This window comes from Streptomyces sp. V3I8 (genome assembly GCF_030817535.1).
Taxonomy (GTDB): Bacteria; Actinomycetota; Actinomycetes; order Streptomycetales; family Streptomycetaceae; genus Streptomyces.
Map to the genome: position 1 here is coordinate 8,823,057 of NZ_JAUSZL010000002.1, position 23,536 is coordinate 8,846,592.

General features: G+C 67.0%; 18 protein-coding genes and 4 pseudogenes. 13 read left to right on the forward strand and 9 right to left on the reverse strand.

The window, feature by feature from the left end:
* Window positions 1–169: 169 nt before the first annotated feature.
* On the forward strand, window positions 170–1,657 hold the full coding sequence (locus tag QFZ75_RS38950; protein WP_373466015.1) for a serine/threonine-protein kinase: 1,488 nt from the start codon (window positions 170–172) through the stop codon (window positions 1,655–1,657).
* A 168-nt stretch (window positions 1,658–1,825) separates the two neighbouring features.
* On the opposite strand, the gene QFZ75_RS38955 is transcribed toward QFZ75_RS38950, so the two are convergent.
* From QFZ75_RS38955 to QFZ75_RS38970, 4 genes are all read right to left on the reverse strand, one after another.
* Entirely contained in the window at window positions 1,826–2,845 is a 1,020-nt protein-coding gene (locus QFZ75_RS38955) for an SDR family oxidoreductase (protein WP_307544140.1), read from the reverse strand.
* Window positions 2,846–3,338: 493 nt separating this feature from the next.
* On the reverse strand, window positions 3,339–3,602 hold the full coding sequence (locus tag QFZ75_RS38960) for a GlsB/YeaQ/YmgE family stress response membrane protein (RefSeq protein ID WP_307544141.1): 264 nt from the start codon (window positions 3,600–3,602) through the stop codon (window positions 3,339–3,341).
* Window positions 3,603–3,796: 194 nt separating this feature from the next.
* Window positions 3,797–4,264, reverse strand: a complete 468-nt coding sequence (locus QFZ75_RS38965; protein WP_307544142.1) for a nuclear transport factor 2 family protein — start codon at window positions 4,262–4,264, stop codon at window positions 3,797–3,799.
* A 372-nt stretch (window positions 4,265–4,636) separates the two neighbouring features.
* Window positions 4,637–5,446 carry an SDR family oxidoreductase gene (locus QFZ75_RS38970; RefSeq protein WP_307544143.1) on the reverse strand — a complete coding sequence of 270 codons (810 nt, stop codon included), beginning with the start codon at window positions 5,444–5,446 and terminating at the stop codon, window positions 4,637–4,639.
* A 101-nt stretch (window positions 5,447–5,547) separates the two neighbouring features.
* Between QFZ75_RS38970 and QFZ75_RS38975 the strand changes: the two genes are divergently transcribed.
* From QFZ75_RS38975 to QFZ75_RS38990, 4 genes are all read left to right on the forward strand, one after another.
* Window positions 5,548–6,438 (forward strand): helix-turn-helix transcriptional regulator, encoded by an 891-nt coding sequence (locus tag QFZ75_RS38975; RefSeq protein ID WP_307544144.1) that lies wholly within the window; start codon window positions 5,548–5,550, stop codon window positions 6,436–6,438.
* Window positions 6,439–6,799: 361 nt separating this feature from the next.
* Window positions 6,800–7,723, forward strand: coding sequence for a CPBP family intramembrane glutamic endopeptidase (locus QFZ75_RS38980; RefSeq protein ID WP_307544145.1), 924 nt, complete (start codon window positions 6,800–6,802; stop codon window positions 7,721–7,723).
* Window positions 7,724–7,936: 213 nt separating this feature from the next.
* Window positions 7,937–8,497, forward strand: a complete 561-nt coding sequence (locus QFZ75_RS38985; RefSeq protein WP_307544146.1) for an alpha/beta hydrolase — start codon at window positions 7,937–7,939, stop codon at window positions 8,495–8,497.
* A 457-nt stretch (window positions 8,498–8,954) separates the two neighbouring features.
* A protein-coding gene (locus tag QFZ75_RS38990) for an IS5 family transposase (protein ID WP_307534034.1) occupies window positions 8,955–9,772 on the forward strand; the annotation gives its coding sequence in 2 pieces (ribosomal slippage) (window positions 8,955–9,299 and window positions 9,302–9,772; 816 coding nt in all).
* 23 nt (window positions 9,773–9,795) lie between these two features.
* On the opposite strand, the pseudogene QFZ75_RS38995 reads toward QFZ75_RS38990, so the two are convergent.
* The 3 genes and pseudogenes from QFZ75_RS38995 to QFZ75_RS39005 form a co-directional block, all read right to left on the reverse strand.
* Window positions 9,796–11,388 (reverse strand): annotated as a pseudogene (locus QFZ75_RS38995) (ISAzo13 family transposase).
* A gap of 833 nt (window positions 11,389–12,221) precedes the next feature.
* Window positions 12,222–12,695 carry a hypothetical protein gene (locus QFZ75_RS39000; protein WP_307544147.1) on the reverse strand — a complete coding sequence of 158 codons (474 nt, stop codon included), beginning with the start codon at window positions 12,693–12,695 and terminating at the stop codon, window positions 12,222–12,224.
* Between the two features lie 40 nt (window positions 12,696–12,735).
* Entirely contained in the window at window positions 12,736–14,070 is a 1,335-nt protein-coding gene (locus tag QFZ75_RS39005) for an ISL3 family transposase (RefSeq protein WP_307544148.1), read from the reverse strand.
* A gap of 157 nt (window positions 14,071–14,227) precedes the next feature.
* Here QFZ75_RS39005 and QFZ75_RS39010 point away from each other — a divergent pair, with 157 nt between their 5' ends.
* The 8 genes and pseudogenes from QFZ75_RS39010 to QFZ75_RS39045 form a co-directional block, all read left to right on the forward strand.
* Window positions 14,228–14,806 carry a hypothetical protein gene (locus tag QFZ75_RS39010; RefSeq protein ID WP_307544149.1) on the forward strand — a complete coding sequence of 193 codons (579 nt, stop codon included), beginning with the start codon at window positions 14,228–14,230 and terminating at the stop codon, window positions 14,804–14,806.
* Between the two features lie 51 nt (window positions 14,807–14,857).
* Window positions 14,858–15,664, forward strand: a complete 807-nt coding sequence (locus QFZ75_RS39015; protein ID WP_307544150.1) for a transposase family protein — start codon at window positions 14,858–14,860, stop codon at window positions 15,662–15,664.
* A gap of 242 nt (window positions 15,665–15,906) precedes the next feature.
* A pseudogene (locus QFZ75_RS39020) lies at window positions 15,907–16,472 on the forward strand (transcriptional regulator).
* A gap of 282 nt (window positions 16,473–16,754) precedes the next feature.
* Window positions 16,755–17,798: an IS630 family transposase gene (locus tag QFZ75_RS39025; protein ID WP_307544151.1), complete on the forward strand. Its 1,044-nt coding sequence runs from the start codon at window positions 16,755–16,757 to the stop codon at window positions 17,796–17,798.
* A 34-nt stretch (window positions 17,799–17,832) separates the two neighbouring features.
* Window positions 17,833–18,717: a hypothetical protein gene (locus tag QFZ75_RS39030; RefSeq protein WP_307544152.1), complete on the forward strand. Its 885-nt coding sequence runs from the start codon at window positions 17,833–17,835 to the stop codon at window positions 18,715–18,717.
* A 303-nt stretch (window positions 18,718–19,020) separates the two neighbouring features.
* Window positions 19,021–19,968 (forward strand): hypothetical protein, encoded by a 948-nt coding sequence (locus tag QFZ75_RS39035; RefSeq protein WP_307544153.1) that lies wholly within the window; start codon window positions 19,021–19,023, stop codon window positions 19,966–19,968.
* On the forward strand, window positions 19,956–20,720 hold the full coding sequence (locus QFZ75_RS39040) for a DUF6882 domain-containing protein (RefSeq protein ID WP_307544154.1): 765 nt from the start codon (window positions 19,956–19,958) through the stop codon (window positions 20,718–20,720). Before QFZ75_RS39035 ends, QFZ75_RS39040 begins: the two co-directional genes overlap by 13 nt.
* A 33-nt stretch (window positions 20,721–20,753) precedes the next feature.
* A pseudogene (locus QFZ75_RS39045) lies at window positions 20,754–21,242 on the forward strand (IS701 family transposase); the annotation flags it as partial.
* A 339-nt stretch (window positions 21,243–21,581) separates the two neighbouring features.
* On the opposite strand, the pseudogene QFZ75_RS39050 reads toward QFZ75_RS39045, so the two are convergent.
* Together QFZ75_RS39050 and QFZ75_RS39055 are read right to left on the reverse strand one after the other, a co-directional pair.
* Window positions 21,582–22,817 (reverse strand): annotated as a pseudogene (locus QFZ75_RS39050) (IS701 family transposase).
* A 151-nt stretch (window positions 22,818–22,968) separates the two neighbouring features.
* Window positions 22,969–23,313 (reverse strand): hypothetical protein, encoded by a 345-nt coding sequence (locus QFZ75_RS39055; protein WP_307544155.1) that lies wholly within the window; start codon window positions 23,311–23,313, stop codon window positions 22,969–22,971.
* Window positions 23,314–23,536: the final 223 nt, after the last annotated feature.

A 23,536-nucleotide genomic window follows, 5' to 3' on the forward strand; every position in this document is an offset into this window, starting at 1 on the left:
CGCCAGGTCGGTAGGCTGATCATACTGCGGACCCCGGTCTGCGCTGCTGCGTGGAGTGCGGAGTGACGTGCCGACGCAGCCGTCGTGACGGCCCATTCAAGGTGAGGATGATTCGCAGGTGCTGGTGGCTGAACGGTATCGGTTGGGGGCCTCCCTGGGCCGAGGTGGGATGGGCGAGGTCTGGCGGGCCACCGACGAGGTGCTCGGCCGGTCCGTGGCCGTCAAACTCCTGCTGGGCGACGACGCCGACTCCGCGGCGGCCGCGAGGTTCCGGCTGGAAGGGCAGACGGCGGCCCGGCTGAGCCACCCGCATGTGGTGGCCGTGTTCGACTTCGGGTCCTGGGACAACCGCTTCTACCTGGTCATGGAGCTGGTCGAAGGCCAGAGCCTGGCCCAGGAACTGACCGAGGCGGGTTCCCTGACGCCCGAGCGGGTCGCGCAGATCGCCGCGCAGGCCGCGGCCGGCCTCGCCGCCGCGCACCGGCAGGGCATCGTGCACCGGGACATCAAACCCGGCAACCTGATGTCGGACACCGCGGGCACGGTCAAGATCGGCGACTTCGGCATCGCCCGCTTCGTGGACGACCCCGCCTCCGCACTCACCTCGGCCGGACAGATCGTCGGCACAAGCCTCTATCTCGCTCCCGAGCGCGCGCTCGGCAACCCGGCGAGCGCCGCCTCCGACGTGTACTCGCTGGGCTGCGTGCTGTACCAGCTGCTGACCGGTGAGCCGCCGTTCCGGGCCGAGTCCGCGACGATCACCCTGCACCAGCACATCGACAAGGCGCCGGTGCCGCCGCGTGACAGAGGCGTCCGGCTGCCGTCCGCCTTCGAGAACTACCTCCTCGACCTCCTCGCCAAGCAGCCCGAGGACCGGCCCACGGCCCAGGAGGTCGCGGACTGGTTCGACAGCGGGGCCTGGCGCGGGCACACGGGGCCCCTGCCCGCGCCGGGAGCCGGACCCTCGTACGGAACGGAGGCGGCCTACGGACCCTCGTACGGGACGGGTACGGGGACGGCGTACGGCTCGTCGTACGCGGCCGGGGCGGACGTGCCGTACGCCGGTGCGGAGAACGGACCCGCGACGACGTACCGGCTGCCGCAGGCCGACGACCGCACTGCGCGGTCCGGGTACGCGACACGCTCATCGGCTACGGGCCCGACCCGCCAGGCCTCCCGGGCTGCCCGGCACGACGGCGCGGGCGCGGCGGACGGCGCGGGCGGTGGCATACGGGCGCGGCTGAGCCGACGGCCGCGCGTCGTCGGGGGTATCGCGGCGGTGGTGCTTTTCGTGGCAGCGCTGTTCATCGGCATAGCCCTCTTCTCACCCGACGACAGCTCGGCCGAGCCGGGCGGACCGGACGGTTCGTCGTCCCCCTCCACCACGTCCTCCGATACCTCGGGATCCGATTCGCGTTCCGACTCCTCCGACTCTTCCGGATCGGAATCCTCCGCAGGGTCATCAGGGTCATCGGGGGCGTCGCAGTCGTCGGACGTGCCCGAGGGGTCGGCCACGGCGTCCGCTCCCGGGGCCTCGCAGGGCGGCGCCGTCCCGCCGTCCGCATCGGTCTCCGCCGAGGAGACAGCGTCCGCGCCGCAGCGGAACGAGGACGAACCCGATGAGAACGAGCCCGACGAGGAAGAGCCCGAGGAGTAGGCGGCCGCGAAAGCGGGTGACCGTCCACGCCCCGAAGCGGCCCCCTCTTACCGGCCCTCGCCCCTTGCCGGTTCCTTTGCAAGCCCCTTGCCCGGAATCCTCTCCCGACCCGGGACGGGGTATTGCGTCGGGCTGCCGGAACACCGGAACAGTGGCATGCCCATACGGTCAGGCGCTGGTCGGGGGACCTGGGATCTCCTGGTTGTAGCGGCGTACGGCGCGGTCGTTGAGCCGGCTACCCAAGCTGCGTACCTTCTCCGCCCAAGCGGACAGGGGACTGTCGATGCGGTGGCCCTGCACGATGCGGTCCCGCGGCGTACCGTCGGCGCCTTCCCCGGTCGGGGACCGGGGAAGGAACCGGGTGGCGAAGCCGCTCAGCCGCGTGACCGCGGTAGGTGCCACGCCGTGCGCCACTCCCGCAGCATGCGCCGCGGGGGTGAGCACCAGACGGGTCCGCCGCCGCTGCAGGGCCCGTACGATGCGCTCGGCCGCGCGGTCGGCGTCCATCGATACGACCGGTGTCCCGGACAGGGCGGAGAACCACGCGAACTCCTTGGCGGACCGGCCGCCGAATTCCGCCTGGAGGTGCGATCCGGTACGCATCAGCCCGGGGTGAACCGTGGTCACGCTGACGTTCGTGCCGACTGTCTCTGCCCGGAGCCCCTCGCCCAGTGTTCCCACAGCGGCCTTCGCGCAGGAGTACGGCAGCAGGTGCGGAACGGCGAGCAGACCGCCCACGGAGCCGATGAGGCACAGACGGCCCCCGGCCTCGCTGCGCTGCAGGTGGGGGAGTGCGGCCATGGCCGTGTTCACCGCCCCGCCGAAGATGGTCGCCATGGCGTCGTCGAAGGCTCCGCTGTCGAGCGACGCCACCGGGGCCACCTGGATGACTCCCGCGTTGGCGATGACGATGTCCAGACCGCCCTGCCTGCTGTCCGTCCGCCGGACCGCGGACTCGACCGCGTCCCGGTCACGGACGTCACAGACCACGGTGGAGACCGTCGTGCCGGTCCGTTCCTTGATCCAGTCGGCACCGCGGCCGAGCTCGTCCGCGTCGCGGGCCGCCACGGTCACCCGGCAGCCTCGCTGGGCCAGCCGTGCGGACAGGAGCAGCCCCAGCCCGCGCGAGCCGCCCGTGACCAGTGCGGAGAGTCCGTCAAAAGTCGATGGACGTGACGTCGACGCCATCTGTGTCACCTCGCTCGTGGAAGGCGACCCGAGTACCCGTAAGACCTGCATGTAGGCACCGAGCACGGTTCGGCCAGAGCACGGGATACGGGGCGTAGGCCACGGGCCACGATCACGACACAACCGCAGGTCATGGGGTACGAGGTAACGGAGTACGGGAGTACGGGGGTGATGCCGGAGTTCTGCCCCCGTAACCCTCAGGGGCTCGGTGTGGGAGGACCCCGGCCGGACGGGGGAGACCGGCCGGGGTGGTGGGTGGTGGCTGCGGAGGGCGGTCGCCTCTCGGCGGGGTGCTCCATGGGGCTTCAGCCGGACGATCGTCCCCATGGGCTGTAGGTGAGGCCCGGGGACACTGTCCCCTCCGCAGCCACATGGGGATGAACGGCCAACTCTCCCGGAGTGTTCCGCACGAAGGGTGCGCTGGGCGCCGACTGTGTTACGCCGTGTCCGTGCCGGCACGGAGATGCTGCTGACCCCGTGTTGCAGCCCTGCTTCAGCGGCGGCCCTTCAGACGCTCCACTGCTGCGACGCCGACAGCGGCGAGGCCGATCTGGATGGCCAGCTCAATCCAGTCGATGCCCTTGGTGTCGGCGACATCCAGGGCTCCGGCGACAGCCGTGCCGACCAGTGCGGCCAGGATGCCGACTGCGATGGTCCACAGGACACCGATGTGCTGACGGCCGGGAAGGGCCAGGCGGCCCAGGACCCCGATGACGATACCGATCACGATCGCGGCGATGATTCCGGAGATTTCCATCCTGCTGCCTTCCTTCCGATGTTCTACACGGCTGTCGAATAAGCAGTGCCCCGGTTCGAGGGGAACAGTCCTGCTTCCGCGTACTCCCTGCAACGGCTTCGGAGGAGGCCTGCAACCCATCGGCGGATCGAGTGCGCCGTGTGTGGGCCCGCTTCAGTGCGGGCGGCGGGTCAACAGGGCGAAAGCGGCCCAGGTCAGGGCGCCTGGCGTGTCGGCAGCCTGCGGTCGAGGGTCCCTGCGGGCAGCACCTTGGTCGAGTTGTGTTCGCGGACGATCCGCCAGCCGTCCGGTGTCCGGCGCCAGACCAGCGAGGAAGTGGTACGGATGTCCGTGGTGGCGTCCGGCACGGTGATCCGCGCTACGAATGCGAGGGTGGACGCGGCCAGACCGAGGTCGGCGATGACGTGTGGGCCGTCGTCGACGGCGTGATGCGCGGAGACCATCTGGCGAAAACTGGGCTCCCAGATCGAGCCGTATCCGGCGGCTGTCGTCGCCACACGCTGCTCGGGGTCGAAGTCGTCGTAGAGGCGGACGTCCGGGGAGTCGAAGTCGTAGAAATCGCCGAAGGTGCGCCGAAAGTCGAAGGGCTCGTCCCCGTCGTTGCGCTCCCAGCCGAACACCCACCGACTGTGCAGGTCCACGATCAATCGTTCATCGTTCATGACTCGACGCTAAGGTCGCGGGCGAGGTTCAGGCAGGGTGCGTCGCACCCACTCATCCGGGTGCCGGGTGCCGGGTGCCGGGTGCCGTGTCCGACGGCATCTGAGGTCTGTACGTTCTGGCAGCCGTCCGGGCGGAGCAACAGCACAACCCCGGCCGACCTGCCTCCTTGCCCTGCTCCGCACCGTGAACGCCACCGCTGGATGCCCACAACGGCAGCAGCAAACAGAAACAGGCGGGAGCGGACAGCGACGGGCAGAAACGGACAACAGTGGGCGGCGACGGACAGCAACGCCGGCAGTGGCAGCGGGGCGCGAGCGTGACAAGGCGCCCACCGACCACCGCGGTGGGCGCCCGCACGCCTTTATCGACTGTCAGCCGAGCTCGGTGGGCACGATCGTCAGTTCGGCGATATTGACCCGGGCCGGTACCGCCACCGAGTACGTGATGGCGTCGGCCACGTCTTCCGCGGTGATGGTTGTGACGGCCGTGCGCATGTCGGCCAGTCCGGCCCGGGTGGCCTCGTGTGCCATGTCGGCGCCGAGTTCGGTGACGGCGAAGGCCGGGTCGATGGACCGCACCCGTACACCGCGAGGCCCGAGAGAGGCGCGCAGGTTACGGGTCAGCTGAGTGACCGCCGCCTTGGTCGCGCCGTAGACCGGGTAGTCGGCGAAGATCACCTCTGCGGCGATCGAGCCGAGGTTCACCAGGTCCGCGGCCCGTCCGGCCTCTGCCGCGTCGAGCAGGTCCGCGATGAAGGCCCGGCCGGTCGTCAGCAGACCGCGCAGGTTCACATCGATCATCCGGTCCCACTCGGCGGTGTCCGCCTCCTCGAACGGCGCGCCCAGCATCACCCCCGCGTTGGCGACGACCAGGTCGGGCCGGCCCAGGGTGGTGCGGATCGTCGAAGCGGCGGCGGTCAACGCGGCGGGATCGGTGACGTCCACCGCGAGCGGCAGGACCTCGGCCGAGTGTTCCTTGCGCAGGGTGACGGCGAGGTCGTCCAGCAGCCCGGATCGCCGGCCGAGGAGGGCGACCGTCGCTCCGGCAGCGGCGAAACGGTGGGCGGTCGCGGCGCCGATTCCGGCACTGGCCCCGGTGATCACCGCGATCCGTCCGGTCAGCAGGCCCGGGACCGCACCGGGGGCGGACAGAGGGAAGGTGTGGGAAGCGTTGTCTGTCATGAGGCCGAGCATGTTCGGTGGCCCGGAGGTCAACCAGGGCGGTCCTGTCCAGGGTGTGCCACACCCAGGTAGCCGATCGCGTATGCGCCTATCGTTGCGGCATGGACAGTGGCAACGTGCTGGGTGAGTTCCTCCGCGCACGGCGGGAGACGACCAGTCCGGACCGGGCCGAGCAGCCCTGGTCGGGCCGGCGCCGTACGCCGGGCCTGCGCCGGGAGGAGGTCGCCCAGTCGTCCGGGGTCAGTACCGACTACTACGCCCGGCTGGAACAGGGGCGGGAGAAGCATCCTTCCGCGCAGGTGGTGCACGCCCTGGCCCGCGCCCTCGGACTGAATTCCGAGGAGTCCGCGCACCTGCACCGGCTGGCACGAACGGATCGAGGCCCCGGCCCCGGCCCCGGCCCCGTCCGGCGAGGTGGCGGTGCGGTCGTCGCGCCGAGTCTGCTGCGTCTGATGGACGGCTGGCTGCACACACCCGCGCTGATCCTCGACCGCCGGCTGGACGTGCTGGCCGGCAACCGCCTCGGACGCGCACTCTTTGCCGCAATGCTGGACCAGGACGAGGTCAACCTCGTCCGGTTCACCTTCCTGAACCCGGCCGCCCGGGACTTCTACCCCGACTGGGAGCGGGTCGCCAGGTCCGGGCTCGCGGCCCTGCGCGCGGGCAGCGGCGGCCTGATGAACGATCCCCGGCTCACCGAACTGGTCGGCGAACTGTCCTTGAAGAGCGCGGAGTTCCGTGATCTGTGGGCCCGACACGATGTACGGGGCAAGGCTCATGAGGCCAAGACCTTCAGCCACGACCAGGTCGGCGAGCTGACCCTGGCCTACGACTCGTTCACCGTCGACAGCGCGCCGGACCAGCAGCTCATCGTGTACCAGGCCGAGCCCGGCAGCCCTTCCCAGCAGGCCCTCGCACTGCTCGGCACGGTGGCCGCCGACCTGCCCGCTCCGCAGACCGCGCCGTTGCGTGACTATGCCCAAGAGGGTTGAGATCGCGGCTGGAGGTGCGGCATCGCGTACTGCAGTCGCCGTACTCGAAGAGCGCCAAGGGAACACGTTCAGCAAACGCACTCATGAAGCCTGCCTTCTTCTGACCCCGGCGAGTGCCCGCCACTGAATGCTCCCGCCGGACCTGCACGTGTCGTCCATCCGACTCGTGCACCCCTCCCTCGCGCGCGACTCACGCCAGCAGCCGCTGTCGCTGCCGCTGTTGTTGCGCGTGCCTTGTTGTCCCCCACGTGAGCTACACGCAACTGTCCACCTCAAGGGGAGGTTCGGGGGTGGCGGCCGCACATAGCGTTCCTTCCAGTCGAAGGGGCGGCTCGGCCGCCGGTCAAGGATGGGAAACATCATGTCGCCGTGGGACGCACCGTCGGTGCAGTGGTTGAAGCGTCAGTTCTCGCAGTCCCCCTTCGAGCCGACGCGCCGGGTGTGGCCGAGCGGGGTGCGACTGGCGGTGATGGTGGTGCTGTTCGTCCTGGTGACGGGGCTCGCCGCGGGGATGAGGAGCATGGCGGGGGACAACCCGGTGCTGTCACTGCTGTTCGGTGCGGCGGCCGCGGTGATCGCCCTGACGGCCTACGCGGCGGCGGTGCGGTTCCTCGAACAGCGCCCCGTGTCCGAACTGGACACCGCCGATGCCGTACCCGGCCTGCGCCGTGGCGCCCTCGTCGGCCTCGGACTCTTCGTCGTGACGCTCGCGCTGATCGCTCTGTTCGGTGAATACGGCACCAAGGGCGGGGTGTCCGTCGGCGGGACGTTCACCATCCTGGGGATGATGGCGGGGATCGCGGTCGTGGAGGAGATCCTATTCCGCGGTATCGTCTTCCGCTTCGTTGAACAACTGGCGGGCACACGGGGCGCTTTGGCCATCTCGGGTGTGCTGTTCGGAGCGCTGCACCTGGTGAACTCCGGCGCCACCGTGTGGGGCGCGCTGGCCATCGCGATGGAAGCGGGCCTGATGCTCGGCGCGGCTTACGCGGCCACTCGCACCCTGTGGCTGCCGATCGGCCTGCACCTGGGTTGGAACTTCGCTCTGAGCGGTATCTTCGGTGTCACGGTCTCCGGCAACGAGGACATGCCGGCCGGGCTGTTCCACGGTGTGCTGTCGGGTCCCACCGCGATCACCGGAGGTGCCTTCGGACCCGAGGCCAGCATCTTCGCGATTCTCGTGTGCACGGTCCCCACGGTCATGTTCCTGCGCTCGGCCCGGCGCCAGGGGCGTCTGTACACCCGCAGCCAGCTCCGCTCCGAGAGGACGCGCACGCTGTCCTGACACGTCACCTCTTGGGACACGTCACCTCAGTGGGACATGTCATCTCGTGGGCCCGGTCCGCGAACCCGGGCAGGGGTTTGCGGACCGGGCCCATGAGGCTGCCACCGCTCTCTTTGAGATCATCTGCTGGGCCAGGTCATTACGCCTGGCTCTTTGAAGGACTTCCAGGTGCCGTACGCGCTGTGGGGGCCACGATCGAAAGGGCGGTGCGCGATGACCGCGTACATCGTCATCCCCGGGATCGACGGTTCGGATGAGAGGCATTGGCAGAGCCTGTGGGAGAACCAGTGGGGAACCTCAGCGGTCCGGATCGCACCGGCCTCATGGAGCAGGCCGGACCTGCCGGACTGGGTCGCCGCAGTCCAGACTGCCTACGAGACCGCCTACGAGACCGCCTCCGAGCGTGACGGCCAGGTGGCGCTGGTGGCTCACAGCCTGGGCTGCTGGGCAGCTGCTCAGTGGCTGGACGGGGCACGGCCCGACGGGGTGACGGCGTTCCTGGTCGCGCCGCCCGATCTCCAGGGACCGGCGTTCCCGCGTGAGGCCGCATCGACGTTCCTGGGACTGTCCGCCCGCCCCTTGCCGTGCCGGAGCCTGATGGTGGCCAGCGACGACGACCCGTACTGCGACCCGATGACGTCCGCCGCCCTCGCCAAGGGATGGCAGGCGGAACGGCCCCTCATCGGAAGCCACGGCCACATCAACTCCGACAGCGGCCTCGGCGACTGGCAGGTCGGCCAGGAACTCCTCCGCACGCTCGTCGTCGACCGCTGAGCCGACTGAGCCGACGCCACGGCGTCGCCCGGTTCTCCGCGTGCATGTTGACGTCGGTCTCCTCCTGACTGGTAAGCCCGTGTGTGCCACATTGCATCGCATCGCATCGCACCGCATTGCGTTGCACTGTCGCCCGGTGATGAAGAGGGGCGAAGCGGGACTGGAGAGTCAAGTACCAGTGTGTGAGCGGGGCTACGCATGGGCGTAGAGCTTGCTGACATCTTTTGTCAGACTAAAAAAGTTAAATCGTTTATGACTTGTTGGTTCCTGACGGTAAGTGTTTCCCGGTCGTAGCGTCCGCGCGACGTGCTTTGTTCTTCTATCGGATCGACGCTTCGGACGGGGCCCGCCGAGCCGTATGCGGCTGCTGGTCCCGCGCCTCGGGGTGCTGCCTAACTGGCTCTAACAAAAGCTGCTGATCATGAGACTGTCGGTCTCTCTGCTCGTATGTCTGGGTATGGGAAACCGTCAGTCGCGGCCGTGGATCGTGTCGGACGAACTGTGGTCGTTGATCGAGCCGTTGCTACCGAACCCGGGCCCGAAGAAGGCTGAGGGCAGACCGCGGGTGCCGGACCGGCAGGCCCTGTCCGGGATCCTGTTCGTCCTGCACACCGGCATCCAGTGGGAGTACCTGCCCCAGGAGCTCGGCTTCGGCTCGGGGATGACCTGCTGGCGGCGCCTGGCGGCTTGGAACAAGGCCGGCGTCTGGGACCAGCTCCACCATCTGCTGCTGAACGAGCTGCGGTCGAAGAACCATCTGGACTGGGGCCGGGCGGTGATCGACTCCTCGCATGTCCGCGCGGCCCGACGGGGCCCAAAAGCGGTCCCAGCCCGGTCGACCGCGCACGTCCGGGCAGCAAGCACCACCTCATCGTCGACGGGCAGGGCATCCCGCTCGCGGTGTCGCTGACCGGCGGCAACCGCAACGACGTCACCCAACTCCTGCCCCTGCTCGACAAGATCCCCGCCGTCGCCGGGGTTGTCGGCCGGCCCCGCCACCGGCCCGACGCACTGCTCGCCGACCGTGGTTACGACCACGACAAGTACCGGCGCTTGCTGTGGCGGCGCGGGATCCGTCCCGTGATCGCGAAGCGGGGCGAGTCTCACGGCACCGGCCTGGGCGTCTTCCGCTACGTCGTCGAACGCACGATCGCCTGGCTTCACGGCTTCCGCCGCCTACGCATCCGCTGGGAACGACGCGACGACATCCACGAAGCATTCCTCGGCCTCGCCACCTGCCTGATCACCTACCGCCACGTCCGACGCCTTTGTTAGGACCTCTAAGGGCCTGCCGGAAATTAACGTGTCGGTTTGATCTTTGTGGGGACGCTGTTCGCGAGGAACGCTGTGACGTCGGCGGGTGTGCGGAACCTGGCTGTTGAGGGTGAGATGGTGCGGCTGTGTTCGGCCAGGAAGGGCTGGACTTGGCGAATGACCCTGGTGAGGGTGCTGCCGTTGAGTTTGAAGAGTTGAGCCAGGAGATCTCGGGTGCCGATTTTGCGCAGGTAGAGCACGGTGGCCAACACCCTGGCGGGGGTGGTCAGCTTGTCCTGGCCTCCTGCCCCTCGAGCACGGAGTCGCTCGCCTCCTCGTTGTTAGGATCGGGCTCGCTCACGTAACTCCTCCAGTGGCTCGGAGAGTTGGCCGATGAGTTCGTCCGGTGCGGGTTCGGGCATGCCGGTGAGTTCTGGACTGCGCAGATACCCGGTGCAAGGCTGTGGGCAGGGAAGGCTGGTCGACCGTGGGTCTTGGACCGCGGTGGTGACGTCGGGCCGAGGCTGCAGGGTGTAGTTCCAGTCGCCGTGGAAACGGTGCCGGTGCATAGGCAGGGCGTCGATGTCGCTGTCGGTGACCTTGATGCCGGTGTCGTAGGTGCCGGTGTCGAGTTCGGCGTGGACGGTCAACCCGGTGCGGGTGGTGGTCGCCGCGATGCTGTCGATGATGACGTCGTGGCTGGTCAGTGGGCGGCCGCGCCAGTTCATGGAGATGCGGGAGAGCAGCCGGTGCTCGATCTTGTTCCACTTCGAGGTGCCCGGCGGCATGTGGCAGACGGTGATCTCGAGGCCGGTCTGGGCGGCCAGGGCGGCGAGTTCGCTCTTCCATGCGCGGGTGCGGTAACCGTTGGAACCACCCGCGTCCGCGGTGATCAGCACACGGGTGGCGGCCGGGTAGTCGCGCTGGCCGCGGGCCTGCCACCAGCGGCGGATGGAGGCGACGGCGAAGGCGGCGGTGTCGTGATCGGTGCCGACGCTGACCCAGCTGGTATTCGCGACGAGGTCGTAGATCCCGTAAGGGGTCGCCTTTCCTGGTCCTTGCCGGTCCAGGAAGTCGTGTGTCTTGACCCGCGCCGGCTCACCGGACGGCCGCCACTGGTGGCCTGTGTTCTTGTAGTTGCCGATCAGTTCCTTCTTCTTCGTGTCCACGCTGATCACCGGCTGACCATCGGCCATGTGTTCTTTGGCCTGGTCGATGATGTAGCGGAACTGGGCGTCGCGGTCAGGGTGCTGTTTGTCCTCGAGGGTCTTGGCGCCGGCCTGCAGGCTAAAGCCCTCCTGGCGCAGCAGGACCCCGACGGTGTCCGCACCGACTCGGTGTCCTTGCCGGGTCAGCTCCGCCGCCAGGCTCCTGGTCGACTTGACCGTCCAGCGCAGCGGCGGCATCGGATCACCGCGCTCATCGGGCTCCACCAGTGCCAACAGCGCGGGCCGCAGCCCGGGGTCAAGATCCGCGGTCCTCTTGCGACCGCCGCCAGACTTGCGTACCCGGCCCAAAGGGCCTTCGCCGGATTCCAGCTCTGCCACACCTTTGCGGACCGTTGTCTCACTGACCTCGGCCGCCCGTGCCACCGCCCGAATGCCTCCGTGACCCAGGACCCGGGCCTCGGCCCCCATCAGCAACCACCGCTGCCGCCCATCAAGGCGTGGGAACAACACCTCGAACTTCACAGCCAGTTGATCGCGAACTCCACCAGACACACCCATGCCAGATCAACGACCTGAACCGCGCGAAGCAACACGTTAATTTCCGGCAGGCTGCTTCAGCACGTTGATACTCTCCGCATCTACGGCGAGGAGGGGAGATGATCGTGGGAGCAGAGCCGTCGAGTCCTCCGAGCCGCCGGTTCAGAGGAACTGGTTTTGGGGTCCTCTTCGGTGGACTGACCGCAGTGGTGTCCACTGCTGCCATTGGGAATGCATGGGCTGTATGTGACATCGGCAACGGCGTAACCAATGGCATGACCTTGCTGTTTCTTGTTCCTCTCATATGGATCGCCGCTGCGGTTTCGTGGGTGATCCTGCACAGCACCATCGGAAGACGTCATCGCAGGACCGCCCTGACTGCAGGGCTCATCTTCACCCTGTGGTTCACCTGGTTCCTTGTCACATGGCTCGGCATGCCGGACTCCTACTCCGCACCGTCGTGCCCGGGCAACGTCCCACCTTGGTGGCCGAGCTTCATCCCTGCATGACTCCGGCGAAGCCTGTGAACCTTGGCAGGGACAGCGGCACCCTACTCAGCAGCACCCCGACCAGCCGCTGCACACCAGCAAGATCGTGTTACGAGTTCTATGCAGCGGTACTGCTTCTGATGACGAACTTGACACCGCATCTGACTTCACGCTCGTCAGACACGTCAAGATCGACAACTGGCTCTGTTCACGAGAGACGGTTCTGGCACGAGTTGTGTGAAGGATCTACGCATCGTGACTGAGGCGATGAGGGCGTCAGATTTGATTTCCCGGGTGCCGGGCGTTCCAAGAGCTGACTATCGCTGCTCGCTGGTCGTCGAGAGTTGCGACGTCTCCGGCGGGTGCGGGGGCGAAGATGTCGACTGTCTCAGTACCTTCGCTCCAGGGTTCCCAGTGGCGGACATACGCTTGCCGCCCGTTGGTGAATTGTCGGAGCTGTCCGGACGGGTGGACGTTGGGGCGGGCTCCCTGGCAGCACAAGAGGCGGCCATCAAGTTCGAGCTGTCGGCGGGCCTGAGAAAGGCAGTCAAGATAGTCGGTCCCGCTGAACTCCGTGCGTGAGTGAGCGTCGATGAGCGCGATGAGAGCGGTAGAGGGGTCGCTGAGGCAGATGGTGACGTCATGCACCAGGCCGGCAGCGTCAATGGTTTGAAGGTCGATCTCCTCGGTCCACTTGGGCTGAGGAACGCTGCTGTCGTCGCTTGTGTTATGCCCGGACCGGTTCTTCATACCGGCCATGATCTCTGCCGATAGCCGGTCAGGGAAGCTCTCAGCCTGCCAGCAGGACGTGCTTGCGGAGGAGTGCGAAGTCTGCGCGCCCGAACATCTGGCGCTTGAGCATTTTGATCCGGTTGACATGTCCTTCGACGACACCCGAACTCCAGGGGAGGGTGAGCCCGGCGATGACGGCTTCACGATCGCGGTCGTTGCCTGCGGCGAGCGTGTGGAGGCTGGGGAAGTCGTCCTGTCTGACGGCGTCGAGCCGGTCCGGCAGGCGCTCGCCCTGGCGTTCGGTGAGCATGGTCGCGAAGGACTGGACGTGCCTGGTAGGTGCGTCGATTTCGGGGCAGTCGGCCCGAACGCTCTTCAGGTGGAACTGCTCGGTCTCGGAAAGGGTTTCCGGACGTCGGAGGACCCATCCGGCGACACTCCGGGGCGAGGACGGCCCGGCTGTCACGGGCCGTGGCGACGTGCGCCTCTGACGAATGTAGGCGCGAACTCGCTGGTAGCTGCCCTTGTAGCCGAGCGGGACAATCTCTTCCCACAGCTTCCAGGCGTTGGTGCCGCCCTCGTTCCAGCGGTCGTCGAGGTAGGGCTTGTACTCGTCAAAGACCGAGGTCCGGGTCTGCCACTGACCAGTGAAGAGGTCTTCCGGCCTGGCGGCGTCCGCGTACCGTTTGACGGTTCGGCTCGTCATGCCGAGCTGCCGCTGGATCGCACGACAACTATGCCCTGCTCTCACCAGAGCATGGACGGTGGCGTGCACGGTCCGGGTCCGGTCGGCGAATCGGTGGCCGGTCGGCCATGACGAGCCGGGCGCCTTCGCCGCGGGGCCGGGCTCAGTCTCGGGCGGTTCAGGTATCTCGGGGACCAGGACGCGCAGACATTGGCGGTGCTGAGCGATACTCCGCTCGGCGGCCTCGCTGAGGTTGTGCCAGAGATGCCACCGGTCCGCGACCTGCACGGCTTGCGGGGCACCGGCGGCGGCTCCCTCGGCGAAGAACGGCGCACGGTCCCGGCACACGACCTCGATTCCCGGGCGCTGGGCCAGCCACGCGGCCAGACTCGATGATTCCCGGTCAGGCAGCAGGTCGACGGACCGGCGGGTTTCGACGTCCACGAGGACGGTGCCGTAGTGGCGGCCCTTACCCGTGGCGTACTCGTCGACACCGACCCCCCGTAGAGCGGGCGCCTCCGGCTCGGGAAGTGCGTCGACCAGCCGCAGGACCGTGCTGCGGCTGACCGGCACGCCGACGATGTCGGCCAGGCGGGCGCCTGCCCGGCCGGCAAGGGCGAGCCCGATCACGGCCAGGGTCGAGCGCTGCCGCTCGGTCCGCTGACTGAACGATGGTCGGCCTGCACTGGAGGTGGGCTCGAAGATCATTACCTCCATATTCGTTGCCAGATCAATATCGAATGGGAACCATGACAGCAAGAGACGAACCGTGTCTCCCGCACGTACATAATGCGTCGCAGGGCAGCACGGTACGGGGAAGAGGCTGCGGATGTCTGCGCCAGGGAACGGGGCGGCTGAGCCTGGTGTGGCTCATCGTCTGAAGCGGTATCTAATAAATTTTGAGTCCACTGTGACTCGAATTTTCCTTCTCGGAATCTTCGCCGTTGGGCTGATTGCTCAGTTCGTAAAACCCGTCGGAGATGCTCTGCAGGGCAAAGCGTTCATTGGTAGTGCGTTGTTCAGCCTCGTGGCATATGTGCTGTACGATGCGGTACAGGACTTGACTGCCTCGCTTGAGCTGCCCGCGCGATCTCAGGTGGAGTCGCGTGAGATGGGCCGTTTCGTAGGCGAAGCATTCCGCGCCCGAACAGTAGAAATTACTTTCCTTGGGTATACCGGGGAGACGATGTATGGCGATCTCTACCATCACATGGAGAAGCTTCTTGATGATCCCGGGCCGATCCGGCGTGTCTACATCAGAGTGCTTGTGCCAGATTTCGGGCAGCCCATGCTTGTTCCGTCCAGAGTGGGGCCGAATGGCGAAGCGCAAGATGACCCCGCATTTCGGCGACGTCTGGAACTGAAATGCCAGGAGTATGACGAGGGAATGTCTGTACTTGCGGAACGGATTAGTGAGCCTCTTTCATCCTGTGCTGGCGGGTGAAATGGGCTGGCCAGAGGGTGTGGTGACGAGGCAGGGCCCCTCGTCGTTGGCGTGGTGATTCCACTCAGCACACCGGCGACCGAAGGGGCCCTGTTGGTTCCGTATCCTGCCATCCTCGACGTCCCGCATGAGCTCGTCGAGCATGTTTCCTGGTTGCTCTACGAGCACCGCCGCGCACGTAACACCCGCTGGCGCAAGCTCGGCTGCTTCAAGCAGGCGCTGCTCACGCTGGTCCACCTGCGGAAGAACGAGACGTTCTCGCAGCTCGGAGCCGGTTTCGGAATATCCCAGGCCACCGCTTGGCGCTACGTCGACGAGGCCCTGGACGTACTGGCCTCCTGGGCGCCCGGCCTGCACGAAGCACTCACCGGCCTCGGTGAGGGTGACCACGCCATCGTTGACGGCACCCTGATCCCTATCGACCGCATCGCCGCGGACGAGCCGTACTACTCGCAAAAACACAAGAAGCACGGCATGAACGTGCAGGTCATCGCCCGGTCAGACGGCACACCGCTCTGGTTCTCCCGCGCAACACCGGGCCGCACCCACGACCTGACCGCGGCCCGCGCCCACGGCATCGTCCAAGCCTGCCTGACCCGGCAAATCCTTGTGCTGGCGGACCGCGCCTACCAGGGCGCCGGTGCCACCTTCCGAACCCCGTACTACCACCACAGCGAACAGCCCGCCCACTACCAGCAATTCAACCGCGACCACGCTCGACTCCGAGCTCCCGGCGAACGCGCCTTCGCCAGGCTCAAATCCTGGCGCATCATGCGCAGAGCACGCTCCTCCACCCGCCGCATCAGCCGCACTGTCCAAGCCATCCACGTACTACTGACCTGCGACTATTCAGGATGAAAGAGGTTCAGTGAGCTTGGGAGGGTGGCGGTGGAAAGTGAGTACCGCCTTTATCCCGGGATTCCGAGGGATAAGGTCTGTGTATTTAACCGAGAGTTAGTGTTGCATGGTCTTTACGATGTGGTCGCCCGAATGACTAGGCGCAGCTCGGATTTTCAATACTATGATCCTAAGGGGTACCATACCGATCTGAATGTTTTATCTGCGAGCGATACTGGCGGAGCCAGGGTCGCCGTCGATACTTGGAACAAGCATCTAGACGGTTTGTGGATCCTGGCAACGGTGCCACCTTGGAGGCGAGTTACGACGGCCTGACAGCGCGCTTAAACTACCTCACCTGCACCGCCCACGCTCTCGAAGCCGCCCGGGCAGCCGGCCTGACCGTCACCGGCCGCACCTTGCGCGCCTGGCAGGCCGGCACCCGTACGCTCTTGAGGAAGAACCTCGCCGCGATCGAGCAGGCGTACCGGACCGTGCGGTGGGAGAGCGTCGCCCGCTACCTGCTCGCCCGCCTCAACCGCCAAGGCCGCGGCACCCGCGTGGAAGTCCACCCGGTCAACCAGTCCCGGGTCGACTGGCCGCGCCAGTGCGCGGTGGAGCTCCGGCACCTGAACATGCGCAACTGGGACCGCATCGTCGGCGCGTAGGCGGCCGGCACCGACCAGGAGCTGGATGGGACGTGGGTGGGCCAGGTCGTCGGCCTCGGATCGCAGCGGGGCAGTACCAATACGTCATCAACCTCGGCTTTGCCCAAAGAGTCGGCTTGTACGGGGCTGGAACCCGCACGAGTTCCGGCACTCCGGCCTGACCCACCTCGGCGAGTAGGGCGTCGCCCTGCTGCTGTTCATGGCGAAATCGCGGCACAAGTGCGTCAGTGCCTCCCAGAAGTACTCCAAGCCCGGCACGGCCGCGCTCGCCGAGGTCACCAGCCTGCTCGCCCCCAGCGACCGCTGAATTGCGACGCGGCGACGCCATGGGCTGCACAGCCTGCGGTGTCGCCGTGTCAGGCCGGTCAACGCGGTCTGTCGGAAAGCCGGTTGAGGTCCCTATTGATCTGAAACGGTAGGTGTTCTGGGTCGTTGATCCCTGCGTGAGTGAACTGGTGGGGGATGCGCGGCAGTTGTCGTCGTCGGCGCAGGAGGCCCTTCGGTTGCGGGCGGTGGCCGCGTTGGTGGCGGGCCGGACTCGCGAGGATGTCGCGGCGGTGTTCCAGGTCTCGCTCAAGGCCGTGGACAACTGGTGGGCGAAGTGGCTGGCCGGCGGACGCGAGGCGCTCGTGGGCCAGCCGCGTGGGTGCCGGGTCGGGGAACATCAGGTTCTCGACGTGGTCGAGCAGCAGGCGGTCCGGCAGGCCGTGCTGGATCACCGGCCCTGTGACGTGGGGCTGGCCGGGCAGCTGTGGACGCGTGCCGGTGTGGGGGACCTGATCGCGAAGCTGTACCGGGTGAAGCCGACCGAGCAGGGCGTGGGCAAGTACCTGCGCCGCTGGGGCCTGTCGTTCCAGCGTCCGGACAAGCGGGCCGTCGAGCAGAACCCGCAGGCGGTGCGCGTCTGGCGGGAGGAGACCTGGCCGGCGATCCGTGCGAAAGCGAAGGCCGAGGGCGGCGAGGTCCTCTTCGCCGACCAGGTCGGCATCCGCTCCGACCAGGTCACCGGCCGCACCTGGGGCGCCAAGGGGTGCACCCCCATCGTGCGCCGCTGGGGCAACCGGTTCTCGGTGAACGCGATGTCCGCGATCAGCACCAAGGGCCACATGCACTTCATGGTGTTCAGCGAGACCTTCGACGCCGACGTGATGTGCCGCTTCCTCGACCGGCTCGCAGGCCACTTCGACCACAAGGTCCACCTCGTCGTGGACGGCCACTCCGTCCACCGCTCGCGCAAGGTCCGCACCTGGCTCGCCGACCATCCGGACCGCATCGAGCTGCACTTCCTGCCGTCGTACTCGCCGGAGCTGAACCCCGACGAGCTGGTCAACGTCGGCCTCAAACGGAGCCTGCCGATGCACAGCCGGGCCCGCGACCAGGCCCAACTTGCCGCCGAGACCCGCCGGTTCTTCCACCGACGCCAACGCCAGCCACACATCGTCCGCGGCTACTTCGGCGGCCCGCACGTCCGCTACATCCTCGAATAGAACCCTTTGAGTTTCGGATCAATAGGCTCTGTCCATGTCGAAGCAGCAGCGGGGCAAGAAGCACCGGACACCGCAAAAGCGGGTCTCCCGTCCCTCCGTACCGCGTCCGCGCAGGGCGCCTCCGGCACTGCCGGGGAGCATGGATCACATGGCGCGGATGCTGGAGCATGCCAAGCCGGACCAGGTCGTGGAACTGGTGCTGCCCTTCCTGTGGGCGGCCCTCTCCGACGGCCGCGCGCCGGCGAACATCTGCGTCGATGCGTGCCTGACGCTGCGCAACGCCTACGGCCAGCTGGGAGTGCGGGCCGAACTGCTGCCGGTCACCGTGGCCATCCGGAAGAAGGACGGCGCCGGAACCCTCTACGGCTCGCTCACACCGAGCTGGACGGGAACCCAGCGGAACGGGCACTGCGCCTTGGTGCTCCCCAACTCCGAGCGATTCGTGGACCCGACGATCGAGCAGTTCGAGGAGGTCCGGAAGATCGGCATGGGCCCGATGGTCGGCAAGGTGGCCATGTCGACCCGCGAAGACGGCTCGCTGGTGGAGCCGGGAGCGCAGGTGATGCTGCAGCGCGGTGACCTGACGCTGACGTACACGGTCGCCGGCCCCGAGGCCCTGGCCTCCATCGTGGAATACCCGGAGGCAATCGCCCACGCCGACGGTCACCGGCGTACCGGAGTGAACACCGCCTCGCTCACGTTGGCTGCCCTGCGCGCCGAAGGCGTACGCGGCCGGGCGATGCAGGCCCCTCATCCGAGGCTGCACGCCCTGCTGCGAGCTGTAGGGGATGCCCCGTACGAGTCGGACGAGGCGCACGACGTGCGGTTCCGTCTGCCGGATCAGAGCAGCCGGGAACAGTGGCTTCGGCTGGACGAGATCCCGCTGCCGCCAAGCACTCCGGCCGCCTGGCCGCGCTGAGCCCCCGGCATAGACGCAAAGACAGCGTTGCAACGGCACCCCGATGAGTACCCGCACATGATCAGCCATCTGGACGGCGGGCAAACCTCCTGAGGCATGGCACTGCCACCATGCCGGTGCCCAGGGCGTAGGTCGGATCTCAAGTCAGTTCGTGTGGTGGGGGCTTGCGGCCCGTATTGTGCAAGGCGGCCGACAGACCCGCCCCGCACGACAGAGCGTCGCCGTACCGTCTGCTGGTGTACGTGCAGGCCTACTGTGTGAGGGGCGCCCTCTCTTATCCCGACCAGCAAGGAGCACCAGGCTGTGAAGATCGAAATCCAGCCGGACGTACGCGAGATCGCTGCTCGGCTCGGGGCAGATGTTCCCTATGCGCTGAAGGCCCTGGCCGGTCAATTGGCCGACGACCCCGGCATGGGCCGGCCCTCGGAGCTGCCCGGCGTTTTGACGGTGACGGTCGACGGCGACATGTTCGACGACTGCCCCGACCTGTCTGTCGGCTACATCCGTGAGCCGGACCGCATCGAGATTCGATTCCTGGAGGCGCTTGTCCCTTCAGACGCCTCCACGGTTGCTCCTGACCAAGAGCAGGACCAGGGCGAGGATCAGTCCGGTGACCTTGTTGCCGCGGCGACTACCGTGCGGGAGGTCGCCGATGCCTGGGGCCGTATCACCCGCTGGCTGAAGGACCATGCTCCCGTTTCCTATGCTGCGCTTCGCGCCGGCGCCAGCCCTGCTGCCGTTGCCGCTCTGGAAGACGACCTCGGCATCCGGATACCCGTCGAACTGCACTGTCTGTGGCTGCTCACCTCAGGGGACGAGGGTGGCAACGGCTGGGGATGCCTTCCTGGTAATAGGGCTTTGATGACCTTGGACGCGGTGGCCGCTACCTACCGGCTGAAGATGGATGCCCAAGCTGACGAGGACCTCGCCAACACCGACCGCCCGCAGGAGGAGCGGATCACGGTGTGGAAGGCGAGCCGTATTCCGGTAGTCGCTCTGGGCCCTGCCGACAGCACCTCAGGCCTGTACCTGGATGCCAAGAGCGGTTATCTGGACCGGTGGTCCCGTTACAACGAAGGGCCCGGCGAGGTACGCGACACATTGGTGACCTACTTGGAAGAGGCTGCCGACATGCTCGAAGCTCCCGCCCTGGCCGCTGATGACAAACCCGGGCTGATCGAGGAGGCGCTGGTGTGGCTCAGCAATATCAACCCGGCGCAGGAAGAGCGGTGGCAGCCTTGGACCAGCTGACCACGTACGAGAAAGTGAGACCAGATCGGATGCCACAAATGGCGGACGGGGTGTTCAGCCGCGCGTTCGAGGACGCGGGCGCGTACTACGCTGCCGCGGCGCTTGAGCAGCAGGCGACCTACCGGCGGTATCAGCCGGTCGGTGGGGCGTGGTCGCTGAGCTATGACACGAGCATGCTGCGGATCGGCGAGGTGAGCGTGCACCAGTCGCCGCTGGGGTCGTTGGGATATGACGGCAGTTGGCTGTGGGCGTGGGGCAATGAGCGGACGCATCCGCCGGGGGTGCCACGGCTGAGCCTGGCTGTGTGGTTGCGGGAGTTCGGAGAGCGCAACGGGATCTACGAGTTCGTCGAACCGCGACTCGAGCTGGCCGCGTTCGCGGACCCGGTGGGGGCGGCAGAACGGTTGGCAACGGTTGCCCTCGGTGCGTTGCGCACGCGCGGTTTCGCCAGTTGCCCATTGGACAACGGTGCACGGGCGTTCGTGATCGTGGACGACGCGGCTGTGCCAGAGGCCGGGTTCAACCGGCGGGTAGTGAGCGGGATGTTCGATGTGGCTGTGCGGCAGTTTCCGTACGACCCGCGGCAGACCGCGACCGGGTATCTCGCGCGACACGGTTTCACGGTCCGCCAGGCGGTGGCGGACGGGTCCTTGCATGCGGAGCGGCACGACGGGACCACCGTGGCTGTGCGGTTCACCGAGGAGGGTTTCTTGGCGACGGTATCGGTCGGCGGGCCGCCGTCGGCGGGTTGAGGGTTCTGGCACACATTCCGTAAGACCGATCGTCGCCACCCGCCTGTCGTACGGGCCCGGACGACGGACCGCCATGCGCTGCATCGCCCGCAGAAATGGAGGCGCCGTTCCTGCGGCGCGGGAGCCCATGGCCGGCGGGTCTTCGACTGGGCGCGGGTTGAGGTGTGGCCCTGGCACCGCGAGGACCGCCGGCACTGGGTTCTCGCCCGCCGCAGCGTGAGCAGGTCCGAGGAGATCTCCTACTGCATCGCCTACTGCCCCGCCGACACCACTTTGGATCAGCTCATCCGCATCGCGGGCAGCCGCTGGGCTGTGGAAGAGTGCTTCCAGACCGCCAAGCAGGAGTGCGGCCTGGGCGACTACCAGGTCCGCTGTTATTCCGGCTGGCACCGCGACATGACCCTGGCCATGGCTGCCCACGCCTGCCTGACCGTCCTGCGAGCTCGACAGCTGGATGCGGGCAAAGCAGAAACGGATCCTCCCCGCTCATCCACCTCAGCCTCGCCGAGATCAGACGCCTGATCCACCGCCTCACCGAGCGCCGGTCGGCACCGGTCGAGCACATTCTGCACTGGTCCACATGGCGCCGACGACGCCAGTATCAGGCCCGCGTGAGTCGCTACAAACGACGCGGACACCGCCCCTGAAAACTGCCCAGCACTCAGAACAGGCACCGTTGTAGTACTAGTACTCCAGCAGCGTTTCGCTATCTGGCCTGGTCAGAGGCGTCGTCGGGAGTGTAGTTGGTTGATGACATGTCAGGGGCGGTCTTGCCGGACCGCCCTTCCAACGAATGACATCGTCGTTGGTAGTGACAGTATCGGGCCACGGCTTGACGCTTTCGTCGCCATCGCGACCAACTCAGCGCATGGATACGAAGGGACGGGCGGGGCCGGTCTGCGGGTCCAGTTGCCAGCAGCCTGCGGACTTCTGCCACGGTGAGCGGGACCAGGGTGGAACCGTTTCTGCGTCCCCCTTTGCCGCTGCCTGGGCCGCCGCGTCCGCGAGAAAGGCATGCGCGAGCATGGCCAGGGTGATGTGCCTCATCCAGCCGACGTAGCGGCGGACTTCGTACTGGTCCAGACCGCATTCGTTCTTCGCAGCCTAGAAGCACTCCTCGATCGCCCACCGACGCCCGGCAACGCGCACGAGCTGGTCGATGCCGGTTCCTGTCGGCGCGTAGGTGAGGTAGTAGGCGATCTGGTCGGGTCTGCTGATGCTGCGCCGGGCCAGCGCCCAGCGTTGATGGGTGGGCTGCTCATCGTCGAAGTCCTCGATCACCGGGAGCTGGACGGCTGCCCAGTCATAGACGCGTGGGCCCTTGGCGCCGTCGCCGCACGAACGTTGCTCCCATGCCTCATCCGGTGCCTGGCTGAAGAGATGGTCGATCCGGCCGAAGCGGGGCACCGGCTGGGACTTCGGGACCGCGAGCACGTAGCCGACGGCGGCTTCTTCCAGCATGCGGCGAAAGCGTCACTCCTGGCCATAGGCGGCATCCGCGGTCACCCAGGCGATCGGCAGCGGGGAGACAAGTGCGCGCAGCACCATGGCCCTGGCCAGTTCTGGTTTGGTGGTGAAGCCCCTCTCATCAGGGATCTTGGCGGTGCGGCAGCGTTCGCGGTCGTCTGTCCAGGACTTGGGCAGATACAGCTCGCGGTCCACCAAGGCGCGACCGTGGGTGGTGGCATAGGCAGCGAAGACGCCGATCTGGCAGTTCTCGGTGCGGCCGGCGGTGCCGGAATACTGGCGTTGGACACCTGCGGAGGTGGTGCCCTTCTTGACGAAGCCGGTGTCGTCAAGGATGAGGACTCCGTCGGCTTCGCCGAGTCGTTCGGCGACGTATGTCTGCAGGTCGTCGCGGACGTCGTCGGCGTTCCAGGTGGCTCTGTTCAGCAGCCGCTGAAGGCCGTCGGGAGTGCGGTGGCCTGCGTATTCGGCCAGTTGCCAGCCGTTTTTGCGGCCGACTGGACCGAGCAGGGCGCGGACGTAGTCACGCATGCGGCGTCGCAGGTCGGCACGGCCGAAACGGTGGCCGATACGCAGGAAGAGGTCGTTGAGTTCACGGTCCCAGGTCGCGTCGGCAAGGTCGTCGATCACGTGAGGAGGCTGCCCTCATCACCCCGCAGACAGTTCTCGATGTCATTCGTTGGAAGGGCGGTCCGGCAAGACCGCCCCTGACATGTCATCAACCAACTACACTCCCGACGACGCCTCTGACCAGGCCAGATAGCGAAACGCTGCTGGAGTACTAGGGGTGGCTCGATGTTGGTGGATTGGTGTGGTCGTCGGGGGTGCAGCCCGTTGCTTTGAGGTTTGTTGTGGTGTTGTTTTCGGTGCTGGGGCGTGCGGTGATGGTGGTGCATGCGTAGCCGTTGGTGCTGTAGAGGTAGTGGACTTTTCCGGGCCCGTCGTAGGTGGTGGGTTCTCCGCATGTGTAGCCCTCGAGGGAGGTGTCGGCGTGGATGTGCAGGAGTTGGCAGTTGAAGGTGGGTCCGTCGTCGGCTTGTGCGGTGCTGGTGTGCAGCAGTGCTGTGGCAGTGAGCGCGGCGGTGCCGAGTAGGGATGCGGCTTTGATGGTGAGGAAGGGAGGCATGGGGGGTCTTTCGTGGTGGTGAGGGCTGGGGTGTGTTGTGCAGGTTTTTTACCGGTGGGTGGTCTGTCTCATCCCTTTTTGGGAGTGGTGCCACTCGCACGGTCCTGCGGGCCCACTCCTGTGAGTGAGGTTTTTTCTTCCCCGGGGTCGCTGCTGGGTGGTGTCGCGGAGCGCCTGTGTTCGTCTGTGGGGTGGTGGGGGTTTATGGGTGGGGTGGTGTGTG

Coding starts and splice junctions, on each gene's coding strand:
- QFZ75_RS39000 (WP_307544147.1), bottom strand. CDS start 12,695: ATGAAGAACCGGTCCGGGCATAACACAAGCGACGACAGCAGCGTTCCT.
- QFZ75_RS38970 (WP_307544143.1), bottom strand. CDS start 5,446: ATGACAGACAACGCTTCCCACACCTTCCCTCTGTCCGCCCCCGGTGCG.
- QFZ75_RS38950 (WP_373466015.1), top strand. CDS start 170: ATGGGCGAGGTCTGGCGGGCCACCGACGAGGTGCTCGGCCGGTCCGTG.
- QFZ75_RS38965 (WP_307544142.1), bottom strand. CDS start 4,264: ATGAACGATGAACGATTGATCGTGGACCTGCACAGTCGGTGGGTGTTC.
- QFZ75_RS38960 (WP_307544141.1), bottom strand. CDS start 3,602: ATGGAAATCTCCGGAATCATCGCCGCGATCGTGATCGGTATCGTCATC.
- QFZ75_RS38975 (WP_307544144.1), top strand. CDS start 5,548: ATGGACAGTGGCAACGTGCTGGGTGAGTTCCTCCGCGCACGGCGGGAG.
- QFZ75_RS39030 (WP_307544152.1), top strand. CDS start 17,833: ATGTCGAAGCAGCAGCGGGGCAAGAAGCACCGGACACCGCAAAAGCGG.
- QFZ75_RS39005 (WP_307544148.1), bottom strand. CDS start 14,070: ATGATCTTCGAGCCCACCTCCAGTGCAGGCCGACCATCGTTCAGTCAG.
- QFZ75_RS38985 (WP_307544146.1), top strand. CDS start 7,937: ATGACCGCGTACATCGTCATCCCCGGGATCGACGGTTCGGATGAGAGG.
- QFZ75_RS38955 (WP_307544140.1), bottom strand. CDS start 2,845: ATGGCGTCGACGTCACGTCCATCGACTTTTGACGGACTCTCCGCACTG.
- QFZ75_RS39055 (WP_307544155.1), bottom strand. CDS start 23,313: ATGCCTCCCTTCCTCACCATCAAAGCCGCATCCCTACTCGGCACCGCC.
- QFZ75_RS38980 (WP_307544145.1), top strand. CDS start 6,800: ATGTCGCCGTGGGACGCACCGTCGGTGCAGTGGTTGAAGCGTCAGTTC.